Here is a 20,527-nt window from a genome sequence, read left to right on the forward strand (position 1 = left end):
AGGAAAAGAACAAATTTAGGAGGAAACAAACATGGTCGAATCACCATTTCATTCAACCACAATCTGTGCTGTCGAAAAAGACGGAAAATTTGCCATGGCTGGAGATGGCCAAGTAACAATGGGTGAATCTGTTGTCATGAAAGGTACAGCAAAGAAAGTACGACGTATCTACAATGGAGAGGTTGTTGTAGGTTTCGCCGGAAGTGTCGCAGATGCGTTTACTTTAGAAGAAAAATTTGAAGGTAAATTGAACGAATACAATGGAAATCTGCAACGTGCGGCTGTTGAATTAGCTCAAGAATGGCGGACACAGCAATCTATGCAAAAACTTGAAGCGATGCTGATCGTAATGAATGAGAAAGAAATGCTGCTTGTTTCAGGTACAGGAGAAGTGATTACGCCAGATGATGGCATCTTAGCTATCGGATCAGGCGGGAATTTTGCATTGGCCGCAGCCCGAGCAATGAAAAATTATGCTCAAAATGACATGAGTGCGAAAGAAATTGCAGAAAATGCGTTAAATATTGCCGCAGACATCTGTATCTTTACTAATCATAATATTATCGTAGAAGAACTGTAAGAGGTGAGTAAATATGTATGAATTGAAACAAACACCAAGACAAATCGTAAGTGAATTAGACGAGTATATCGTAGGACAGCATGCAGCAAAAAAATCTGTTGCCGTCGCTTTGCGTAACCGCTACCGCCGTTTGCAGTTAGATGAAAAAATGCAACAAGATATTACACCAAAAAATATGCTGATGATCGGACCTACAGGGGTCGGTAAAACAGAAATCGCACGACGCTTGGCCAAAATCGTCAATGCACCATTTGTCAAAGTCGAAGCAACAAAATTTACTGAAGTCGGTTATGTTGGAAGAGATGTAGAATCAATGGTCCGGGATTTAGTGGAAAATGCGATCCAAATCGTAGAAAAAGAGCAATACAGCCGTGTATACACAAGTGCTAAAAAAAATGCTGAAAAACGTTTGGTAAAAATCTTAGTGCCTGGTATAAAAAAAGAACAGAAACAATCCACTAATCAATTTGAACAAATGATGAATCTTTTTAATGCTAGTCAGCAAAACAATGCTGAACCACAAGAAGAAGTGACAGAAGATATTCGGATCAACCGCCGTACAATTTTGGAACAACTACAAAAGGGATTACTGGACAATCGTGAAGTAACCATTGAAGTCGAAGATCAAAAGAAACCTGCACCAATGATGAACAATGGATTGGAGCAAATGGGGATCGACCTAAATGAAACGTTAGGTGCTCTAACACCGAAGAAAAAAGTGGAACGGACGGTAACAGTCAAAGAAGCTTTAGAGTTATTAATCAAAGAAGAATCAGCAAAACTAGTCAAGGATGCTGATATCCATAGTGAGGCAATCAAATTAGCGGAAGAAAGTGGGATTATCTTTATCGATGAAATCGATAAGATTACTTCTAAATCACAGCAATCTGGAGAAGTATCCAGAGAAGGCGTCCAAAGAGACATATTGCCAATTGTCGAAGGTTCACAAGTAAACACAAAATACGGGATCATTCAAACAGATCACGTCCTATTCATTGCTTCAGGAGCTTTCCATTTGTCTAAACCAAGTGATCTAATTCCAGAACTTCAAGGACGCTTCCCAATACGGGTAGAATTAGATGATTTGACAGCTGAAGATTTTGTGAAAATTCTGACTGAACCGAATAATGCTTTGATAAAACAATATGTAGCATTGATTGGTACAGAAAATGTGTCAGTTACATTTACAAAAGAAGCAATTGAACGGATCGCTCAAATTGCTTTCGATGTCAATCGTGACACAGATAATATCGGTGCACGTAGACTGCACACTATTTTGGAAAAATTATTAGAAGACCTATTATTTGAAGCACCAGATATGCAAATGGGTGAAATAACGATCACAGAAGCATACGTTGATGACAAACTTGGCTCAATTGCGGCAAATGAAGATTTAAGTCGCTATATTTTATAAAATCGGAGGACGACAATGACAGACTTGCTAACGAAAACTCGCAAGATAAACACACTTTTGCAGCAAAAGAATACTTTTGACATGCAAGCAGATTTGCCTTACGATAAAATGGCTGTCACATTAGGTGGTATTCTTGACAGCAACACCTATATCATAGGAAGTGACGGAGTATTACTAGGTTACAATGAACGCCACGATGTGAATAATGAACGAATCAAAACAATGTTTGTTGAGAAACAATTTCCTGAATCTTACACTGATACAGTGGCACAGCTGATGAAAACTGAAGCTAATATCCCGATTACAAGTGATATCACTGCGTTTCCGGTAGAGTCAAGAGAAAAATACCCATTTGGTTTGACGACTGTCGTTCCAATCTTTGGAGCTGGCGAACGTCTGGGGACGATCATTTTGTCTCGCATGGAACAATCGTTTGCAGATGACGATCTCGTCTTAGCAGAATATGGAGCTACGGTTGTCGGTATGCAGATCCTTTATCAGAAGTCTCGAAGTATCGAAGCTGATGTACGGAGTGCGACGGCTGTTCAAATGGCAATCAACACATTGTCTTACAGCGAGTTAAAGGCTGTACAAGCCATTTTTGAAGCGTTGGATGGAGATGAAGGACGTTTGACTGCTTCTAATATCGCCGATAGCATCGGAATCACTCGTTCTGTGATCGTCAATGCTTTACGAAAATTGGAATCAGCTGGAATCATTGAATCTCGCTCGTTAGGCATGAAGGGAACTTATTTAAAAGTATTGAATTCCCGTTTTAAAGAAGAATTAGCAAAACATAGTTATTAGAAACAAGGGACTGGGGCGGATACAGATGTTTGCTCCAGCCTTCCCATTTTAAAAAGTAAGTCGAAGTTGGAGGAATGGCAATGACTGTTATTATTCAAAATGACCAGCTGATCGCTGAAATCGCTGAACACGGTGCGGAATTGATCAGTTTAAAATCAAAAGAACACGGTTTAGAGTATATCTGGCAAGGTGATCCAGCGTATTGGGGCAGACATGCACCAGTTTTATTCCCTTTTGTTGGACGTTTAAAAGATGACCAGTATGTTTACCAAGGGAAAACATATCAAATGGGACAACATGGATTTGCCCGAGATATGGATTTTGAAGTCATTGAACATGGACAAGAAATGGCTAGTTTCATCTTGCGGAGTACACCGGAGACATTAGAAAAATATCCTTTTGATTTTGAATTAGTGATTAGTTATGAATTAGGAGGAGACGGTATCACGGTCCATTACCAAGTAGCAAATACAGGTGAAGAAGAAATGTTCTTTTCTATCGGTGGACATCCTGCTTTCAATGTACCTCTTGAAGAAGGATTGTCATTCGAAGACTTTTATCTAGCATTTTCTCCATTGAAATCAAGATTACGCCTACCTTTAAAAGGCCCATTCATTGATATGGAACAAAAGACGTTAGGACAGACAAATACGAATCTGGCTTTGAATCGTGAACTTTTTGATCAAGATGCATTGGTTTTTGAAACAAGAGGACTAAATGCGTACGCCATTCGGAGTGAAAAATCTTACCATAGCATAACTTTAAGCTATAAAGATATGCCTTATGTAGGAATCTGGTCTCCTTATCCAAAAGAAGCCCCTTTCGTGTGTATCGAACCATGGTGTGGAATTGCTGACACGGTGAATAGCAGTGGAAACTTGATGGAAAAAGTAGGAATCAATCAACTAGGTGCCCATGAAATCTTCAAGACAAAATATTCGATCACAGTGAAGTAAGAGGGTGTAAAAAGCTATTCTACATCAAGTAATAAGAGGTTGTGACAGAAGTGGTCAGCTTCTGGAATACCGTTTGTTCGAAAAAAGGGAGTGTGACAAATCCATGTCACACTCCTGTTTTATCTCTTTGGACTGAAAAAATGTCAGGATTTTTTCTTGCTGCTGTTCAAACCAAATGGGATTCGACTTTCCGTATGGTTTCTGATACGCTTGATATTGTCTTTATGACGATAGAAGATAAAGGAAGAGACTAAAAAGGCAATGATCGTCAGCAACCAATTGGGCTTAGCCAAAATCACAGGAGCTACATAAGGAAGGACGATCGTGGAGAAAGTGATCAACGCTGCACTGATCATACTGCTCAAACTCACCATACTTGTACAAAATAGACTAACGATAAAAATGATACAGGAATAAACAAAAAATACAGGATTAAATCCTAAAAGCATTCCTGCACTTGTCGCAACAGCTTTTCCTCCTTTAAACCCAGCAAATATCGGAAATGTATGACCAAGAATCGCACATACCCCAAACCAAAGAGGGTTAATCCCAGAAAGGTGAAAAATCATCGGCAGACAAGTAGCCAATGTACCCTTTAAAATATCCATAAGAAGGACAACAATCCCGGCGGTTTTGCCTAATACCCGAAATGTATTGGTGGTTCCAGTATTACCGCTCCCATGTTGCCGGATATCTTTTTTGAAAAACAATTTGCCAATCCAGACGCCGGAAGGAATAGAACCTAAAAGATATGCTAAAATAAGTAATAAGATCAATTTCATTTTTTACCCTCTCTCAAGTTGAAAACTATCCTTTATTTTAGCATGAATAGGTAACAGGAACAATTGAAAAAATGAAAGATAGAAGTATAATAGATGAAATAAAAAGAAAAGCAAGGGGTGACAGAAATGTCTATAAAAAATCCAACACAAGAAACGATTTTTAACTATTTGAAAGAAGCAAAAAATATTGCCATCGTAGGCTTGAGTAATAAACCAGAGCGAACAAGTTACATGGTTGCACAGGTATTGCAAGACAATGGATATAAAATCATACCAGTAAATCCATTATTGGCTGGTGAAGAAATTCTAGGAGAGAAAGTCTATGCAAATTTAACAGAAATCGATGATTCAATCGATATCGTAGATGTATTTAGACGGAGCGAATTTTTACCTGAAGTAGCAGCTGATTTTTTGAAAACCGATGCTAAAGTGTTTTGGGCACAACTAGGGATCGAAAACGAAGAAGCAGATGAGATGCTAAGAAAAGCAGGACGCACAGACGTCGTAATGGATCGCTGTATCAAGATTGAACTTGGTAAGTTGAAAGAAAACCAAAAATAAAAATGACCACAAAGAAGAGATGATCGATAGAGAGGAATGTCGAAAAAGCGGTTAGGAGATAATTAAAATTGATTTCTCATCTAACCTCTTTTTTTTCACGACCTTTTCTAGTATGATAATCGTGGTGCGGTTTTGCCGCAAAGTATTATTGAAGGAGCGTTTGCCTTGGCAAAAAAAGTAAACAACGAATATAATGACTCGTCCATCCAAGTATTGGAAGGATTAGAGGCAGTTAGAAAAAGACCAGGGATGTACATTGGATCCACTGACAGCCGAGGCTTGCATCATTTAGTCTATGAAATCGTCGATAATGCAGTTGATGAAGCATTATCAGGATATGGCAGTGAGATTGATGTGACCATCCATGAAGACAATAGTATAACTGTTGCAGATAGCGGACGTGGGATGCCTGTAGGGATGCATGCTTCCGGTATCCCAACAGTTGAAGTGATTTTTACTGTGCTGCATGCTGGCGGAAAGTTTGGTCAAGGAGGATACAAAACTTCTGGTGGGCTTCACGGTGTAGGAGCCAGTGTGGTAAATGCCTTATCGAAATGGCTGACTGTAACAATCGTTAGAGATGGCGTAGAGTATCAGCAGAAATTTAAAAACGGCGGTAAACCTGACGGTACGTTGAAAAAGATAGGAAAAACAAAAAAAGCAAATGGGACGATTGTCCATTTTTTACCAGACGATACAATATTCAGTACAACAAAATTTTCATATGAAATTTTAGCCGAACGGTTAAGAGAATCTGCCTTTCTTCTAAAAGGCGTTAAAATCTCACTTTCTGATCTTCGGGGAGAAGAACCAGTCAAGGAAGTTTTCCATTATGAAGAAGGAATCAAAGAATTTGTTGATTACCTGAATGAAGAAAAAGATACATTGACACCGGTCGTTTATTTTTCAGGAGAAAAAGAAGGTATCGAAGTAGAGGTCGCTTATCAATACAATGACGGGTATTCAGAAAATGTCTTATCTTTTGTCAATAATGTTCGAACAAAAGATGGTGGAACCCATGAAGCTGGAATGAAAGCGGCAATGACGAAATCTTATAACGAATATGCGAGAAAAGTCGGCTTGCTGAAAGAACGGGACAAGAATCTGGAAGGTAGTGATTTCAGAGAAGGATTAGCTGCTGTTCTCTCTATCCGTGTACCTGAAAATCTTCTGCAATTTGAAGGTCAAACGAAAGAAAAACTTGGTACGCCAGTTGCTCGAACCGTAGTAGATAACGTCATCAGTGAACAAATGGGCTTTTATTTGCAGGAAAATAGCGAAATGAGCCAGATGTTGGTCCGTAAAGCAATCAAAGCGAGAGAAGCGAGAGAAGCAGCACGTAAAGCCAGAGAAGAAAGCCGAAATGGAAAGAAGCGTAAAAAAGGCGAATCTCTTCTTTCAGGAAAATTGACACCCGCACAATCCCGAAATCCTAAGAAAAATGAATTGTATTTAGTCGAAGGGGATTCTGCCGGCGGATCTGCTAAACAAGGAAGAGACAGAAAGTTCCAAGCAATTCTACCTTTACGAGGAAAAGTCATCAATACCGAAAAAGCAAAAATGCAAGATATCTTGAAAAATGAAGAAATCAATACGATGATCTATACGATTGGTGCAGGAGTCGGCCCTGAATTTTCTATCGAAGACTGTAATTACGACAAAGTAATCATCATGACCGATGCGGATACAGACGGCGCCCATATTCAAGTATTACTGCTTACTTTCTTTTATCGTTATATGAAACCGCTGATTGAAGCTGGGAAAGTATATATCGCGTTACCACCTTTATATAAAGTATCCAAAGGACAAGGGAAGAAGCAAGTCATTGAATATGCGTGGACAGATGACGAATTGGCAGCAATGATTAAAAAAGTCGGCAAAGGATATATGCTACAGCGATATAAAGGACTTGGAGAGATGAATGCGGAACAATTGTGGGAAACAACGATGGATCCAACTTCCCGTACGTTGATTCGCGTCCGTATCGACGATGCTGCGCAAGCTGAGCGTCGAGTAACCACACTAATGGGTGACAAAGTAGAACCTCGAAGAAAATGGATCGAAAATCACGTACAATTTACGTTGGAAGAAGATGGCAGTATCTTAGATAAAAAAGAGGATACTGAAATCTCTCCTTCAGTTTCTAATGAATTATTAGATGAAGAACGAGCAGATAAAAAAGAAGACAATCAGTTATTTGAAGTAGAATAGGAGGTCACCTGATGGAAAATCGACAAGAAGTACAAGAATTAACTTTAGAAGAAGTGATGGGTGACCGCTTCGGACGTTATTCCAAATATATTATCCAAGAACGTGCACTGCCTGATATCCGTGATGGATTGAAACCAGTGCAACGCCGGATATTATTTGCCATGAACAAAGATGGCAATACGTATGACAAAGGATTCCGTAAATCAGCAAAATCTGTCGGAAATATCATGGGGAATTATCATCCTCATGGTGACAGCAGTATTTATGAAGCGATGGTCCGCATGAGCCAAGATTGGAAGTTGCGGGAAGTACTGATCGAAATGCACGGGAATAATGGGAGTATGGACGGTGATCCACCTGCTGCGATGCGTTATACTGAAGCCAGATTATCCAAGTTAAGTGGAGAGATGCTAGCAGATATCGAAAAAGAAACAGTCGATCTCGTGTGGAATTTTGATGATACAGAAAAAGAACCAACAGTCCTTCCAGCTCGATACCCAAACCTTCTAGTCAATGGATCGACAGGTATATCTGCTGGATATGCGACAGAAATCCCGACTCATAACTTAGCTGAAGTGATCGACGGCACAATCTATATGATCGATCATCCACAAGCGAGCCTTGAAAAATTGATGGAATATATTCCTGGACCTGACTTTCCAACAGGAGGGATCTTGCAAGGGAAAGATGAAATCAAAAAAGCTTATGAAACAGGGCGAGGAAAAGTTATTCTTCGTTCGAAAACAAAGATAGAAGCAATGAAGGGCAATAAACAGCAAATCGTGATCACTGAAATCCCATATGAAGTAAATAAAGCGACGTTGGTGAAAAAAATGGATGAGATCCGTTTGAATAAGAAAATCGATGGAATAGCTGAAGTACGAGATGAAAGTGATCGAACTGGTCTGCAAATTGTCGTTGAATTGAAAAAAGATGCCAATGCTCAAGGAATTTTGAATTATTTGTTCAAAAACACTGAGCTACAGATCAATTACAATTTTAATATGGTCGCTATCGATCATATGACTCCGCACCAAGTTGGACTGAAAGACATTTTAAGAAGTTATATCGAGCATCGAAAGCAAGTCATAACAAAACGCAGCCAATTCGATTTAGCCAAAGCTCAAAAAAGACAGCATATCGTGGAAGGCCTGATGAAAGCTTTATCGATTCTGGATGAAGTAATCGCAACGATTCGTGAAAGTAAAGACAAAAAAGATGCTAAAAAGAATTTAGTCGATGTTTTCCAATTTACAGAAGAACAATCAGAAGCAATCGTCACATTGCAACTATACCGTTTGACGAACACAGATATCACAGAGCTTCAAAAGGAAGCCGAAAGCTTGATTGCACAAATCACAGAGTTGAATAAAATCCTTTCAAACGACAAAGAGCTTTTCTCTGTTATGAAAAAAGAATTGCGAGAAGTGAAAAAAAATTACTCTTCCGCTCGTCTGACGACAATCCAAGATGAAATCGAAGAAATCAAAATCGATACGCAAGTTTTAGTGGCGCAAGAAGACGTAATCGTCAGTGTGACGCGAGAAGGCTATGTGAAGCGAACAAGCCTTCGTTCCTATAGTGCTTCGAAACCAGAAGAAATCGGGATGCGAGAAGGCGATTACTTGCTGTACTCAGGTGAATTGAGCACATTGGACCATGTTCTTCTGATTACGAATAAAGCAAATGTGATCTACCGTCCTGTTCATGAACTACCCGATTTGAAATGGAAAGATGCTGGCGAACACATTTCTCAAACAATCTCCAATCTGTCTGTAGATGAATCGATCTTAGCTGTTTTCCCATATCAAAAAATCCAAGCAGAAAAAACATTTGTATTCATCAGCAAGAATGGATTGATCAAGCAAACACGAATGACAGAGTTCGAACCATGGCGCACCTATAAGAGCCGTCCGCTCAGCTGTATGAAGCTAAAGGCGGAAGAAGATGAACTTATTGCTGTATATCTGAAAGAAGATCAGCCAGGCTTAGATGTGTTCTTAGTAACGTATCAAGGAATGGGCTTGCGCTATCCTTTAACAGATGTTCCCGTTGTTGGAGCAAAGGCAGCTGGAGTGAAGTCTATGAATTTGAAAGATGGAGATAGGATTGTCAATGGGCTGCTTGTGTTAGCAGACGGAGATACGCCAATCGTAATCGTTACTCAGCGAGGAGCCGTGAAACGCATGCTTGCTCAAGAAATCAGCCAAACTTCACGTGCGAAGCGGGGAGTGACGGTCATGCGTGAGCTGAAAAAAAATCCGCACCGTATTATCTATATGTCGGAAGGAAGATCAAAAGAAATAACCTTGATGAATCAAAAAGGACAACAGATAACGATTGATCCAACGGATTTTCCTATAGGTGATCGAACATCGAATGGTTCGTTTGCTATGGACGAGAAAAAAGGTGGAGAAGTCATCGAAGTTATCGATGCTCCTGAGATTTTCATTGAATCATAACTGTTATGGTATTTTAGTGAAGAGGGACCATCTGTATTAATACAGATGGTCCCTCTTTTTCATTCATTTTTAATAAATCCTTATACGTTTGCAAAAAAAGATGAAAGTGTTCACAATGCTTAAATATTGGTAAATCAACGTTACTTGCAATATACATAGATAAAACATAAAAATTGTTAAATAAAAAACAAGAAAACCCTTGCAAAGATAAGGTGCTGTGTTATACTAATCACGTAAAAACTGTTACATAAAACAGAAATTTAGGAGGTCCATACAATGGAGCAATGGAATGGATTTAAAGGTACCAAATGGAAAGAAGGCGTAGACACTAGAGACTTTATTCAAAACAACTACACTGAATATCGCGGTGATGACAGCTTTTTGGAAGGTCCAACAGAAGCAACAGAAAAATTATGGGATGAATTGCAAAAGCTGAATGATATCCAATTCGAACGTAACGGTGTCTATGATATGGACACAGAAATCGTATCAACCATTACTTCCCACGATGCAGGCTATTTGGATAAAGATTTGGAAAAAATCGTCGGTCTACAGACAGACAAACCTTTGAAACAAGCATTCATGCCGTTCGGTGGAATCAATATGGCTAACAATGCGCTGAAAAGCAATGGCTATACACCAAACGATGAATTAACACATATTTTCACTGACTGGCGCAAAACACATAATCAAGGGGTGTTTGATGCTTATACTGCTGAAATGCGTGCAGCTCGTAAAAACAAAATCATTACAGGGCTTCCAGACGCTTACGGTCGTGGACGTATCATCGGCGACTATCGTCGTGTGGCATTGTATGGAATCGACTATTTGATGGAGCAAAAGAAAAAAGATCATGATATGACTGGTTATCATACGATGAGTGAAGAAGTGATTCGTTTACGTGAAGAAATCACTGAACAATATCGTGCATTAGCACAAATGAAAGAAATGGCTGCAAAATACGGCTATGATATCTCTAAACCAGCTGCAAATGCAAAAGAAGCTGTCCAATGGTTATACTTCGGTTATTTAGCAGCAATCAAATCACAAAATGGCGCTGCGATGTCAATCGGACGTATCTCAGCATTCCTTGATATCTATATCCAACGTGATTTGGATAATGGAGTAATCACAGAAAAAGAAGCGCAAGAATTGATCGATCACTTAGTAATGAAATTACGTATGGTCAAATTCGCGCGTACACCTGAATACAACCAATTATTCTCAGGATTCCCTATCTGGGCTACTTTATCCATTGCTGGTATGGGCTTAGATGGTCGTTCATTAGTGACGAAGAATGATTTCCGTCTGCTTCACACATTGACAAATATGGGACCTTCACCAGAACCAAACTTGACTGTTTTGTACTCTGAACACCTTCCAGAAGGATTCAGAACATATGCGAGCCGAATCGCTATTGAAAGTTCTTCGATTCAGTTTGAAAATGACAATCAGCTTCGTGAACAATGGGGTTCTGATGATTGTGCGATTGCTTGCTGTGTATCAGGAACAGTTGTTGGAAAAGACATGCAGTTCTTTGGTGCTCGTGCTAACTTGGCTAAAACACTATTATATGCTATCAATGGCGGGGTCGATGAAGTGACTGGCGCCCAAGTTGGACCAGAATATCGTCCGATCACATCAGAAGTACTAGATTTTGAAGAAGTGAAACATAACTTCATGAATATGATGGATTGGTTAGCAGAACTATATGTCAATACGTTGAACATCATTCATTACATGCATGATAAGTATTCTTATGAAGCAGCTCAGCTTGCCTTGATGGATTCTGACTTGCAACGCACATTTGCTACAGGTATTGCTGGAATCTCTCATGCGGCAGACAGCTTGTCAGCCATCAAATATGCAAAAGTAAAAGCAATCCGTAATGAAAAAGGAATAGCAGTTGATTTTGAAGTAGATGGCGATTTCCCTAAATATGGAAATGATGATGACCGTGCAGATGAATTAGTTTCATGGATCTTGGAATACTTCATGGGACAAATCAAACGTCATAAAACTTACCGCAACTCAAAACCAACAACTTCATTATTGACGATTACTTCAAATGTTGTTTACGGTAAAAATACAGGAAATACTCCTGATGGCCGTGAAGCTGGAAAACCACTTGCGCCAGGAGCAAACCCAAGTTACAATGCAGAACAAAGTGGGTTATTAGCCAGCCTGAACTCAACAGCTAAAATGAATTACGGTTGTGCATTGGATGGAATTTCAAATACCCAAACAATCAATCCTTCTGGTCTTGGAAAAGAACAAGATACAAGAATCGAAAACTTGCGTAATGTCTTAGACGGATACTTCTCAAAAGGGGCTTATCATTTGAATGTCAATGTATTCAGTAATGATCTATTGCGTGATGCAATGGAAAATCCAATGAAATATCCGAACTTGACGATCCGGGTATCTGGTTATGCAGTTAAATTCCGTGACTTGACAAGAGAACAACAACTAGATGTCTTGATGAGAACTTCACACGACAGAATGTAAAAAAAGTTTGTGAAACAGCCTTTCGACTCAGTGCCGAAAGATCGTTAGATATCCTTCGCATCATAATCGAATGATCAGTATGCTTATTTGAAAGACACGATTTACAGGGGCAGGACATGTATGTTCCGTCCCTGTAAATTTTACACATAACGAAGCGGTGATTGCGAAAAATTTTGTTCAAAAAGCTTCGCTTCGACAGCTAACTTGTACTTAAAATGAAATCAAAGAAAAGATGTGAATTTAAATGGAAGAAAAAACAATCGGCTATGTTCATTCTATCGAAACTTTCGGTTCAGTAGACGGTCCTGGACTGCGCTTTGTCGTGTTTATGCAAGGATGCCGCATGCGTTGCCAATTCTGTCACAATCCTGATACTTGGAATATTGGCGGAGGGAAAGAGTACTCAGCAGATGAACTTTTAGATAAGGCGGAACGCTTCAGACCTTACTGGGGAGATAAAGGTGGTATTACTGTTAGTGGTGGAGAGCCTCTATTGCAGATCGATTTTTTGATCGAACTATTTAAAAAAGCAAAAGAGCGGAAAATGCATACTACATTGGATACATGCGGAAAACCTTTTACGTATGAAGACCCCTTCTTCTCTCGTTTTCAAGAATTGATGAAGTATACAGACTTACTGTTATTTGATATCAAACACATCGATAATGAAGAGCATAAAAAACTAACGCATTGGGACAATGAAAATATTCTAGAAATGGCTCAATATTTGTCAAAAATTAACAAACCGGTTTGGATTCGCCATGTATTAGTTCCTGAGCGAAGTGATTATGATGAATATTTGATCCGACTAGACAACTTTATCCAAACCTTGTCAAATGTAGATAGAGTAGAGATCCTTCCTTATCATACGATGGGAAAATACAAGTGGGAAACACTTGGTTTGAAATATCCATTAGAAGGAATCGAACCACCTACAAAAGAACGTGTCGAAAATGCTAAACGATTGCTTCATACAGAAGAGTATACAAAATATTTAACGCGATAGAACGCATCGGAAAGAAGTTAAGTATTGCTTCTTTCCGTTTTTTTGCTATTATTAAATAGGAGAAATCACAAAGGAGCGAATGACATGTCAAAAATTATAGTTTTTGGTCACCAAAATCCAGATACAGATGCAATTGGGGCAGCCATTGCCTTTTCACACTTGCAAAATGAATTAGGTAACGAAACAGAAGCAGTTGCTCTAGGTACACCTAATGAAGAAACACAATACGCATTAGACCACTTTCAATTATCTGCACCACGAGTAGTAGAGTCAGCTAAAGCAGAAAATGCAGATGTCATGCTTGTGGATCATAATGAATTCCAACAAAGTATTTCAGATATCAGCGAAGTAAATATTTTGGCTGTAGTAGACCACCATCGTATTGCAAACTTTGAAACAGCTAATCCATTGTACTATCGTGCAGAACCAGTTGGATGTACAAGTACGATCATTTTAAAACTATATAAAGAAAACCAAGTAACGATCCCTAAAGAAATTGCTGGGATTATGCTTTCAGCTATCATTTCAGATACATTGTTGTTCAAATCGCCAACATGTACACCTGAAGACGAAGCAGCTGCAAAGGAACTTGCAGCAATCGCTGAAGTAGATCTAACTGCCTATGGTCTTGAAATGTTGAAAGCCGGAACGAATCTAAGTGATAAATCAGCTGCGGTTCTTCTTGATTTGGATGCAAAAAGTTTCCCAATGGGCAGTTCCAATGTGCGTATCGCTCAAGTCAATACAGTGGATCTGAATGAAGTGATGGATCGACAAGCAGAACTAGAAGCAGCGATGGAAGAAGAAATGAAAGCAAATGGCTACGATTTATTCGTATTAGTTGTCACAAATATCTTAGACAGCGATTCAGAATTACTTGTTGCTGGTAAAGGTAAAGAAAAAGTAGAAGAAGCTTTCCAAACAACTTTGACCAATAACCGAGCTTTACTTAAAGGTGTCGTTTCACGTAAAAAACAAGTCGTACCTCAGTTGACGGCTGTATTCAGCTAATCAAATGGTAGGATGAAGCATTCAAAGTGAATGGGATAAGCGATTGAATAAAAAGAAACACAGAACATACTAAAAGTCTAAGAAGTGGAGGAGAATAACAGTCAAACATGACTCTTGTTCTTCCTCCTTTTTATGTAAAAGTCTTTTAAGTAAAATAAAATGGATAGAAAAGAGAACATATATGAACTATTATTATTCAAAAAATAAGGAAAATTTTTATCAAAAACTGACCGGTGATCCGCTTTTTTCTTTATTGACCGATTATCTATATGAACATCGAGAAAAAGAAACGATTCTAAGAGAATTGAAAAAAGAATTTCCGCAAAACAAATTTTCTCATTTTCTTGATCTGTTGATCGATGCAGGATTAATCAAGAGAGAAGAGCGAAGATATCATTTGAACTTTCCAGTATTTGATCCCAACGATTACTTGCAACAAGTCACTTCGGCTGCTGAAACCATAGCCGACCAATTGAAGAGACTCTCTGTTGCTGAACAAAAATTAGCGATGGGAGAAGTTATTTGGGCGTATTGTTTTGAAGATGAACGAAAAGAAGCATATTTTTATGGAGTAAGAAACAGCCGAGAGACAGAATTGCTGAGAACGACTGCAGGAAATCAGAAGTACCGTTTTATTACACTTTCCTCTAAAGAACACTTCCCGCTTACGTTGGCTAATTATTTTTTTATACAAAAGAATCAGCTTCCTGTAACGAAGGCATTCAAAGAATTAGCCGAACTTATTGGAGATGTAAATGAAGCGTACTTTTTTGATCAAATAGAAGTTATCGTTGACAGGATACGTAAAAATAAATATAAAAATCGTCGGCCTAGTATTTTCCATCAGTCATTACTTGTGACGGATACCATAAAGGAAGAAGAATCATTTACACTAGCATTGCCTATTGTCGAAAAAAACAATCCTGAGATTGAATTTCCAACATTGGATCCTTCATTGACAATGGAGGAAACGGCCTTTCTTAAACGACAAATCTTTTCTGAGTTGAGCAAAAAATTTATGCCGCATGCATTTTCTTATATCAAAGAATATGGAGCAATATAGAACAATAAAGAACAGCTTTGGTGAGAAGAATCTAAGAGAGCAGTAAGCTAAAATTATGCTGATTCTTGCAAGAGGAGTCTTTCTCTTCTTTTATAGTTAAAAGAATTATTGGAGTATTTTGCCTATCTACCACATATTGGATTCACTACATGGTATGGAAATAAAGGAATGCAAAAAATTGGTGAGAAATGTGGAATGACAAAGGAAGGGGTCATAAGAAAAGTTAGATTTTTAAATAATTAATATTATGATTCAGTCAAGTATGGCATTCTAAGGGAAGAACTAGCGATTAGATTAGGAAGTTCATTTGGTGATCCAGAATCACTCAGAAACGAATGGTAAGTCATTATTAATCATCTATCCAATCTTGGGTTATTCTTTTAGATTGAAGTGTTTAAAATTAAAAAAGCATTTATGAAGTCGTCGTAGTCAGGCTTCAAAATGCTTTTTATTTTGTTTCTTTTTTCTTTGCCACATAAATACACCTAGACTGACGATGAAGAGCATATCCAACAGATTTCCTGCGACTTGGATCGTCGAAGGGTTGGCCAATGGTATCAAAGCAAGGACAAAAAAGGAAAACAAGCTGTAGATAAAACATGTGACAGGAACTAATCGAAAGAAGAGCGGACATCTCATTTGGCTAAAAATGAGTGAAAAAATAAAATAAGTGAAAATAGATAAAATCACGACTAAACCATTCATGATAAAGAAGAAAAGCGTATTGTGATTAAACGAATAAAAAAGGATAGCTAAAAAAGAAAACGTTTTAAATGAAATCAATACACCTGAAGCTTCATTTAACTTACCAGGATGTCGATGAAAAAAATAGGCACTGAAATACACAGAAAACATCAAGGCGCATAGAGAAGATAAAATTAAAAAAAACGGATTTTCTTCTGTTTCTGTAATATCAGAATGATCTAAAAGCAACCAGCCTAATGCACTAGAAGGCGCCTGTGAGGTCTTAACGTACGAATAACATAGAAAAAATAAAATCGTCAAAGTTGCAAAAAAAGAGCCTAAATGTAAAAAATTAGTTGTTTTACGTTGAATTTCCATAATATCTCCAAATTAAATTGATAAGTATATAAAGTATAATAACAAATCAATGAGTATATGTCGATGTTTTTTAATCAAAATAATAAATAAAAAGCTGTCGAACATCTAAAATTTAATTTATATGTTCGACAGCTTTTTAGTTTGTGAGTTATTTTCCTTGTCTTTTTCTTACTTTTTTAGTCCAAAAACCACCTGAAATATATTTTGGTTCATATGAGATGATGAAAGCACGCTCTTCAATTTCTTTGATCAGGCGATACAGTTCACGTTCGCTTTTTCTAGGAGAAAGTATTTCCAGGACCAGTCGCTCGCCTTCTAGACCCATTGCAGAAGTCTGTGTTACACCGTAACCGTGTTCTCTCAGTATACCAGGCAAACTTTTATCTTCCGCGCTATTTGCTGGCAAAATCGTTGTGACCATGATGTATCCTAATGCCAGCTTGTCTTCAATCAAAATCCCAACACTGATACCTACTGCGTAACCTAACGCATAGACAAATAAATTCAGCGGATTATCTAAACGATCCAATACAAGAGATAGCCCTACGATATAGATCGTGATCTCAACCATACTGACAAGGGGAGCAATCAGCCGGTAGCCTTTCATTGTTAGCATAAAACGTAACGTGTTCAAAGTGATATAAGCAAAATTGATGAGGAAGATCATCCCTAACATTTTAGGATCAATCATTTGTAAAACTCCTTTCGTTTGTATAACAACAATATCAAAAAAAATCGCAAGTGAAGAAAAATTGAAACTTTATTGGTACCAAAAAATGATAAAATGATTATAATAGAATTATAAAGATAGGTTAGGTGATTAAAATGAAAACGGTCAATCGAGTATTTTGTGCCAGTCACGTGCTCAGTCTCCTTCTCAGTATATACTTAGGTGTCTATGCGATTCAACAGCCAATTGATGTAGAGAACATTGTTTTTCAGATGTCGCTGACAGATGGTTTGATTCTAAGCGTTTTTTTCTTTTTGATACTATTTATTGGTAATATTTTCGGTAGCGTTGCCAGTTTTTTGAATTTCTCTATTTATCCTCTCCTTTCGCTAGCATTAGGAGTGGTGGGGCTTTGTTCCCTATTCTTATTTCCTGAGCCATTCAGTCCTGCATTTATATTATTTGGTATACTGAACCTGTTCCAGACGACTGTCGGATCATGGTTGCTATGGCGATCAGGAAATTTAATGAAAATAGGTGAGTAGCCATTGAATCCAATTATATTGAAACGTTCTGTCAATCAAATTCCAGTGTTAGAAGTTGTCCTGAAAGAATTAAGAGAAGAACGGATTCCCGTTGTCATCTATTATCACGGATGGCAGACAAGTAAGGAGTTAGTTTTGACACAAGGAAGGAAAATTGCACAGCAAGGTATTCGCGTGATCCTGCCAGATGCGATGAATCATGGGGAACGAAAACAGCCAGTTTCTTCTATTCCATCTTATACATTTTGGGATAGTATCTACGGGAACTTGTTTGAGTTTGACACGCTTATCAAGCATTTAGAAAAAAGAGATCTTTTACATGATCGGCTTGCAGTTGGTGGGGTTTCGATGGGCGGAATGACAACATGCGCGTTGTTAGCTAAGCATCCTCATATAGCAGCAGGTGTATGTTTGATGGGATCTCCTGCGCTTCTGGAATATGGGAAAGAAATCGCAAGACGAGCGTCAGAATACAACTATATCTTGCCAAAAGACTATTTTGATTTGATCTCGTGGGTCAAGAGTTATGATTTATCATTGCAACCGGAAAAGCTAGATGGACGCCCTCTGTTCTTTTGGCATGGACAAGCAGATGAAAAGATCCCTTATATACAAACGGAAAGATTTGTAGAGAAAAACCGGCCTGAGCCTTACGGAAAAGAAATTGTTTTTCGTTCCTCCAAAACACAGCGACACATGGTACAAATACCACTGATGGAGGAAGCTTCCGCTTTTTTAGCAAAGAATTTGATAAAAAAATAGAAATAGCTGAATTGGGAAATCACTTAAGGAGGATAGGAGATTTTCTGATTTTTCTTTTGGGCTATAATGAACCCTGTTAGGAAAATTTGGTATAATTGGTAATAAGAACGACAACATGTTAGAAAGGAAGAGAGCATGCCCACTTTAGCAGATGTTGCAAAACGTGCCAATGTTTCAAAAATGACGGTTTCTCGAGTCATCAATCATCCGGAACAGGTGACGGATGAATTGAAAGAGCTAGTTTTCTCAGCAATGGCTGAATTGGATTACCGCCCAAATATTGCTGCAAAAGCACTTGTCACGAATCGGTCACAGATCATCAAATTATTTATACTGGAAGAAATCGACACAACCGAGCCCTACTACATGAATTTGCTGATGGGGATCGCTAAACGGATCGGAAAAGCGCATTATTCTCTCCAACTAGTTACAAATGACGCATTCGATGTCGGTTCTTGTGATGGATACATCATCACAGGTGTCAGAAAAAAAGACTTCGATTGGATTGACCGCTTGGAAAAACCAGTTGTTTTGTTTGGAGAAAATTGTGAAGGATATGACTATGTAGACAGCGATAATGAATATGGTACAGCAAAAGCAACGCAATATGCCTTAGAAAGAGATTACCAAACAATTATTTATATCGGGATTGAAGTGGACGAATCGTTTGAGCTTTCAAGGGAAGCTGGTTACTTATCTGTGATGAAGGAAGCTGATCTTCCAAGTAAGATCTTGCGATTTCCAAATCATTCGACAGAAGTAGAAAGATATATGATAGAAAACTGGGCAGGTTTCACCGATAAAACTTGTTTTGTATGCAGCTCAGATCGACTGGCACTAGGAGCGGTAAGAGGAATTGTAAATGCTGGTGGGCGCTTGCCGGAAGAATTTGGTGTAATCGGCTTTGATGGCGTGTTTTTAGACCAAATCAGTTCGCCTAAATTGACAACGATCAAGCAAGATATTATCCGTATGGGGGAAGTATGCGGGGAAATGTTGCTGAAAAAAATAGAAGAGAAAGGGGCAAGTCAAGGTTATCGTCGCTTTTTCCCTGAACTAGTTATCAGAGAAACGACAAATTAAGCCTCGTTACTTTTTATATATTTATGAAATTCATCGCTATTTTCTTAAAATAATCAGCGCATTGCTACTGAAAACAAAAAATCTGTGCTATTATTGAGAAAAGTTCCATTTTTGAGAAGGATGGTTTGAATGAAAGAAATCAGACGAAAACATTTCCGTTTTCCTGCGTACGATGACGAGTTAGGCGTAAAATTAACCAGCGAGAAGAAGCGGGTATTATTTGACGGACAGGAAGATCTTTTGACTGAACAGAATCAGCACCCGTTTGAACAAATGAACGAATTCCATTTCACGAACACAAACACTGAACAGGTCCGACGCAAGCGCCGCGCAACAAATGGATTGAAGTCAGCTCCGCGCAAGGAAAATTTGGAAAAACATAAAGAAAAATTACCGGATTATACTGGACATCATCAATCAGAACTCACGTCGACTGGACGGAAAAAACTTTTTGGTGAGTCTTCTCGTCCTGTCAGGCAAAGTGAAACGAGGACAGAGTCTCGAAATACTATGAGAAATTCATCTGTGGACACAAAGGTACGGGAACGTTCTTATTTTGTTCCTAAATATGTACCTGCATCCATTATTCCAGACCCTAGAGAAAGTAAAATTTCTGAAGAGCATTTGATCGAATCAATGAAAAAAACAGATGACTCTTATCTGTTGTTTGATACAGAACCAACGCCTTATCAAGAAAAAAGAAATGATGAGCCGTCTGTACGCACGTTCAATCGAACAAAAACATTAGGGGAAACAAAGCAGTCAGAAGAAAAAAAATCGAAAAAAAACCACGGTATCTTAGAACGTTCACTGCAAGGGCTGATTGACGATCAGGGAAATTCTTTAGGAGAGAATAGCTATTTTAAATAAGACAAATACAACCTTGTATTATGTTATAGTGGAGAAGGAAACGCTGCGGCGTTTCTTTTTTTATACTCTACTCGAAAGATTATATCGTAACCTATTTTTTTCTTAGCTGATGTTTTCTGCCGTGAGCAAGAGGAGAAAGGGTGAAGAGTAAAAAACAAACTATTTTAACAGAGT

Annotated in this window: 18 protein-coding genes and 1 pseudogene; 16 read left to right on the plus strand and 3 right to left on the minus strand. The window is 38.4% G+C overall.

Annotation, left to right across the window (positions count from 1 at the left end; genetic code table 11):
- Nucleotides 1-31: 31 nt before the first annotated feature.
- From hslV to OZZ83_RS08660, 4 genes are all read left to right on the plus strand, one after another.
- On the plus strand, nt 32-580 hold the full coding sequence (gene hslV, locus OZZ83_RS08645) for an HslVU peptidase proteolytic subunit (protein ID WP_002290221.1): 549 nt from the start codon (nt 32-34) through the stop codon (nt 578-580).
- A 13-nt stretch (nt 581-593) separates the two neighbouring features.
- Complete coding sequence (hslU, locus tag OZZ83_RS08650; RefSeq protein WP_002313868.1) at nt 594-1,994, plus strand: ATP-dependent protease ATPase subunit HslU; 1,401 nt, start codon at nt 594-596, stop codon at nt 1,992-1,994.
- A 15-nt stretch (nt 1,995-2,009) separates the two neighbouring features.
- On the plus strand, nt 2,010-2,801 hold the full coding sequence (gene codY, locus OZZ83_RS08655; RefSeq protein WP_002309554.1) for a GTP-sensing pleiotropic transcriptional regulator CodY: 792 nt from the start codon (nt 2,010-2,012) through the stop codon (nt 2,799-2,801).
- A gap of 80 nt (nt 2,802-2,881) precedes the next feature.
- Nucleotides 2,882-3,757 carry an aldose 1-epimerase family protein gene (locus tag OZZ83_RS08660; protein ID WP_002309552.1) on the plus strand — a complete coding sequence of 292 codons (876 nt, stop codon included), beginning with the start codon at nt 2,882-2,884 and terminating at the stop codon, nt 3,755-3,757.
- 143 nt (nt 3,758-3,900) lie between these two features.
- On the opposite strand, the gene plsY is transcribed toward OZZ83_RS08660, so the two are convergent.
- Nucleotides 3,901-4,539 carry a glycerol-3-phosphate 1-O-acyltransferase PlsY gene (gene plsY / locus OZZ83_RS08665; RefSeq protein ID WP_002309550.1) on the minus strand — a complete coding sequence of 213 codons (639 nt, stop codon included), beginning with the start codon at nt 4,537-4,539 and terminating at the stop codon, nt 3,901-3,903.
- A 126-nt stretch (nt 4,540-4,665) separates the two neighbouring features.
- On the opposite strand from plsY, the gene OZZ83_RS08670 reads away from it, so the two are divergent.
- From OZZ83_RS08670 to OZZ83_RS14730, 8 genes and pseudogenes are all read left to right on the plus strand, one after another.
- On the plus strand, nt 4,666-5,100 hold the full coding sequence (locus tag OZZ83_RS08670; RefSeq protein ID WP_002309549.1) for a CoA-binding protein: 435 nt from the start codon (nt 4,666-4,668) through the stop codon (nt 5,098-5,100).
- A 165-nt stretch (nt 5,101-5,265) separates the two neighbouring features.
- Nucleotides 5,266-7,311 (plus strand): DNA topoisomerase IV subunit B, encoded by a 2,046-nt coding sequence (parE, locus tag OZZ83_RS08675; RefSeq protein WP_002335004.1) that lies wholly within the window; start codon nt 5,266-5,268, stop codon nt 7,309-7,311.
- Nucleotides 7,312-7,322: 11 nt separating this feature from the next.
- A complete protein-coding gene (gene parC / locus OZZ83_RS08680) occupies nt 7,323-9,773 on the plus strand; it encodes a DNA topoisomerase IV subunit A (RefSeq protein ID WP_278023699.1) in 2,451 nt (816 codons plus the stop codon).
- Nucleotides 9,774-10,049: 276 nt separating this feature from the next.
- Nucleotides 10,050-12,281 (plus strand): formate C-acetyltransferase, encoded by a 2,232-nt coding sequence (gene pflB / locus OZZ83_RS08685; RefSeq protein WP_002309546.1) that lies wholly within the window; start codon nt 10,050-10,052, stop codon nt 12,279-12,281.
- 244 nt (nt 12,282-12,525) lie between these two features.
- A complete protein-coding gene (gene pflA, locus OZZ83_RS08690; RefSeq protein ID WP_002313865.1) occupies nt 12,526-13,287 on the plus strand; it encodes a pyruvate formate-lyase-activating protein in 762 nt (253 codons plus the stop codon).
- An 84-nt stretch (nt 13,288-13,371) separates the two neighbouring features.
- Nucleotides 13,372-14,298 carry a manganese-dependent inorganic pyrophosphatase gene (locus tag OZZ83_RS08695; RefSeq protein WP_002309544.1) on the plus strand — a complete coding sequence of 309 codons (927 nt, stop codon included), beginning with the start codon at nt 13,372-13,374 and terminating at the stop codon, nt 14,296-14,298.
- Nucleotides 14,299-14,479: 181 nt separating this feature from the next.
- Nucleotides 14,480-15,361 (plus strand): DUF1803 domain-containing protein, encoded by an 882-nt coding sequence (locus OZZ83_RS08700; RefSeq protein ID WP_002309543.1) that lies wholly within the window; start codon nt 14,480-14,482, stop codon nt 15,359-15,361.
- A gap of 117 nt (nt 15,362-15,478) precedes the next feature.
- A pseudogene (locus OZZ83_RS14730) lies at nt 15,479-15,604 on the plus strand (GNAT family N-acetyltransferase); the annotation flags it as partial.
- 186 nt (nt 15,605-15,790) lie between these two features.
- Here OZZ83_RS14730 and OZZ83_RS08705 read toward each other — a convergent pair.
- Both OZZ83_RS08705 and OZZ83_RS08710 read right to left on the minus strand, forming a co-directional pair.
- Nucleotides 15,791-16,423, minus strand: coding sequence for a hypothetical protein (locus OZZ83_RS08705; protein ID WP_002345061.1), 633 nt, complete (start codon nt 16,421-16,423; stop codon nt 15,791-15,793).
- Between the two features lie 148 nt (nt 16,424-16,571).
- Nucleotides 16,572-17,114 (minus strand): DUF2179 domain-containing protein, encoded by a 543-nt coding sequence (locus tag OZZ83_RS08710; RefSeq protein ID WP_002289260.1) that lies wholly within the window; start codon nt 17,112-17,114, stop codon nt 16,572-16,574.
- A gap of 134 nt (nt 17,115-17,248) precedes the next feature.
- Between OZZ83_RS08710 and OZZ83_RS08715 the strand changes: the two genes are divergently transcribed.
- The 4 genes from OZZ83_RS08715 (at nt 17,249) to OZZ83_RS08730 (ending at nt 20,353) form a co-directional block, all read left to right on the plus strand.
- Nucleotides 17,249-17,638: a hypothetical protein gene (locus OZZ83_RS08715; RefSeq protein WP_002290241.1), complete on the plus strand. Its 390-nt coding sequence runs from the start codon at nt 17,249-17,251 to the stop codon at nt 17,636-17,638.
- Between the two features lie 3 nt (nt 17,639-17,641).
- Nucleotides 17,642-18,400, plus strand: coding sequence for an alpha/beta fold hydrolase (locus tag OZZ83_RS08720; RefSeq protein WP_002313863.1), 759 nt, complete (start codon nt 17,642-17,644; stop codon nt 18,398-18,400).
- A 135-nt stretch (nt 18,401-18,535) separates the two neighbouring features.
- Nucleotides 18,536-19,483 (plus strand): LacI family DNA-binding transcriptional regulator, encoded by a 948-nt coding sequence (locus tag OZZ83_RS08725; RefSeq protein WP_002309535.1) that lies wholly within the window; start codon nt 18,536-18,538, stop codon nt 19,481-19,483.
- Between the two features lie 129 nt (nt 19,484-19,612).
- Entirely contained in the window at nt 19,613-20,353 is a 741-nt protein-coding gene (locus tag OZZ83_RS08730) for a hypothetical protein (protein ID WP_002313862.1), read from the plus strand.
- Nucleotides 20,354-20,527: the final 174 nt, after the last annotated feature.

This window comes from Enterococcus sp. E5-162 (assembly GCF_035725965.1).
GTDB classification, from domain to species: domain Bacteria; phylum Bacillota; class Bacilli; order Lactobacillales; family Enterococcaceae; genus Enterococcus_B; species Enterococcus_B lactis.

Coding starts and splice junctions, on each gene's coding strand:
- hslV (WP_002290221.1), top strand. CDS start 32: ATGGTCGAATCACCATTTCATTCAACCACAATCTGTGCTGTCGAAAAA.
- hslU (WP_002313868.1), top strand. CDS start 594: ATGTATGAATTGAAACAAACACCAAGACAAATCGTAAGTGAATTAGAC.
- codY (WP_002309554.1), top strand. CDS start 2,010: ATGACAGACTTGCTAACGAAAACTCGCAAGATAAACACACTTTTGCAG.
- OZZ83_RS08660 (WP_002309552.1), top strand. CDS start 2,882: ATGACTGTTATTATTCAAAATGACCAGCTGATCGCTGAAATCGCTGAA.
- plsY (WP_002309550.1), bottom strand. CDS start 4,539: ATGAAATTGATCTTATTACTTATTTTAGCATATCTTTTAGGTTCTATT.
- OZZ83_RS08670 (WP_002309549.1), top strand. CDS start 4,666: ATGTCTATAAAAAATCCAACACAAGAAACGATTTTTAACTATTTGAAA.
- parC (WP_278023699.1), top strand. CDS start 7,323: ATGGAAAATCGACAAGAAGTACAAGAATTAACTTTAGAAGAAGTGATG.
- pflB (WP_002309546.1), top strand. CDS start 10,050: ATGGAGCAATGGAATGGATTTAAAGGTACCAAATGGAAAGAAGGCGTA.
- pflA (WP_002313865.1), top strand. CDS start 12,526: ATGGAAGAAAAAACAATCGGCTATGTTCATTCTATCGAAACTTTCGGT.
- OZZ83_RS08695 (WP_002309544.1), top strand. CDS start 13,372: ATGTCAAAAATTATAGTTTTTGGTCACCAAAATCCAGATACAGATGCA.
- OZZ83_RS08700 (WP_002309543.1), top strand. CDS start 14,480: ATGAACTATTATTATTCAAAAAATAAGGAAAATTTTTATCAAAAACTG.
- OZZ83_RS08705 (WP_002345061.1), bottom strand. CDS start 16,423: ATGGAAATTCAACGTAAAACAACTAATTTTTTACATTTAGGCTCTTTT.
- OZZ83_RS08710 (WP_002289260.1), bottom strand. CDS start 17,114: ATGATTGATCCTAAAATGTTAGGGATGATCTTCCTCATCAATTTTGCT.
- OZZ83_RS08715 (WP_002290241.1), top strand. CDS start 17,249: ATGAAAACGGTCAATCGAGTATTTTGTGCCAGTCACGTGCTCAGTCTC.
- OZZ83_RS08725 (WP_002309535.1), top strand. CDS start 18,536: ATGCCCACTTTAGCAGATGTTGCAAAACGTGCCAATGTTTCAAAAATG.
- OZZ83_RS08730 (WP_002313862.1), top strand. CDS start 19,613: ATGAAAGAAATCAGACGAAAACATTTCCGTTTTCCTGCGTACGATGAC.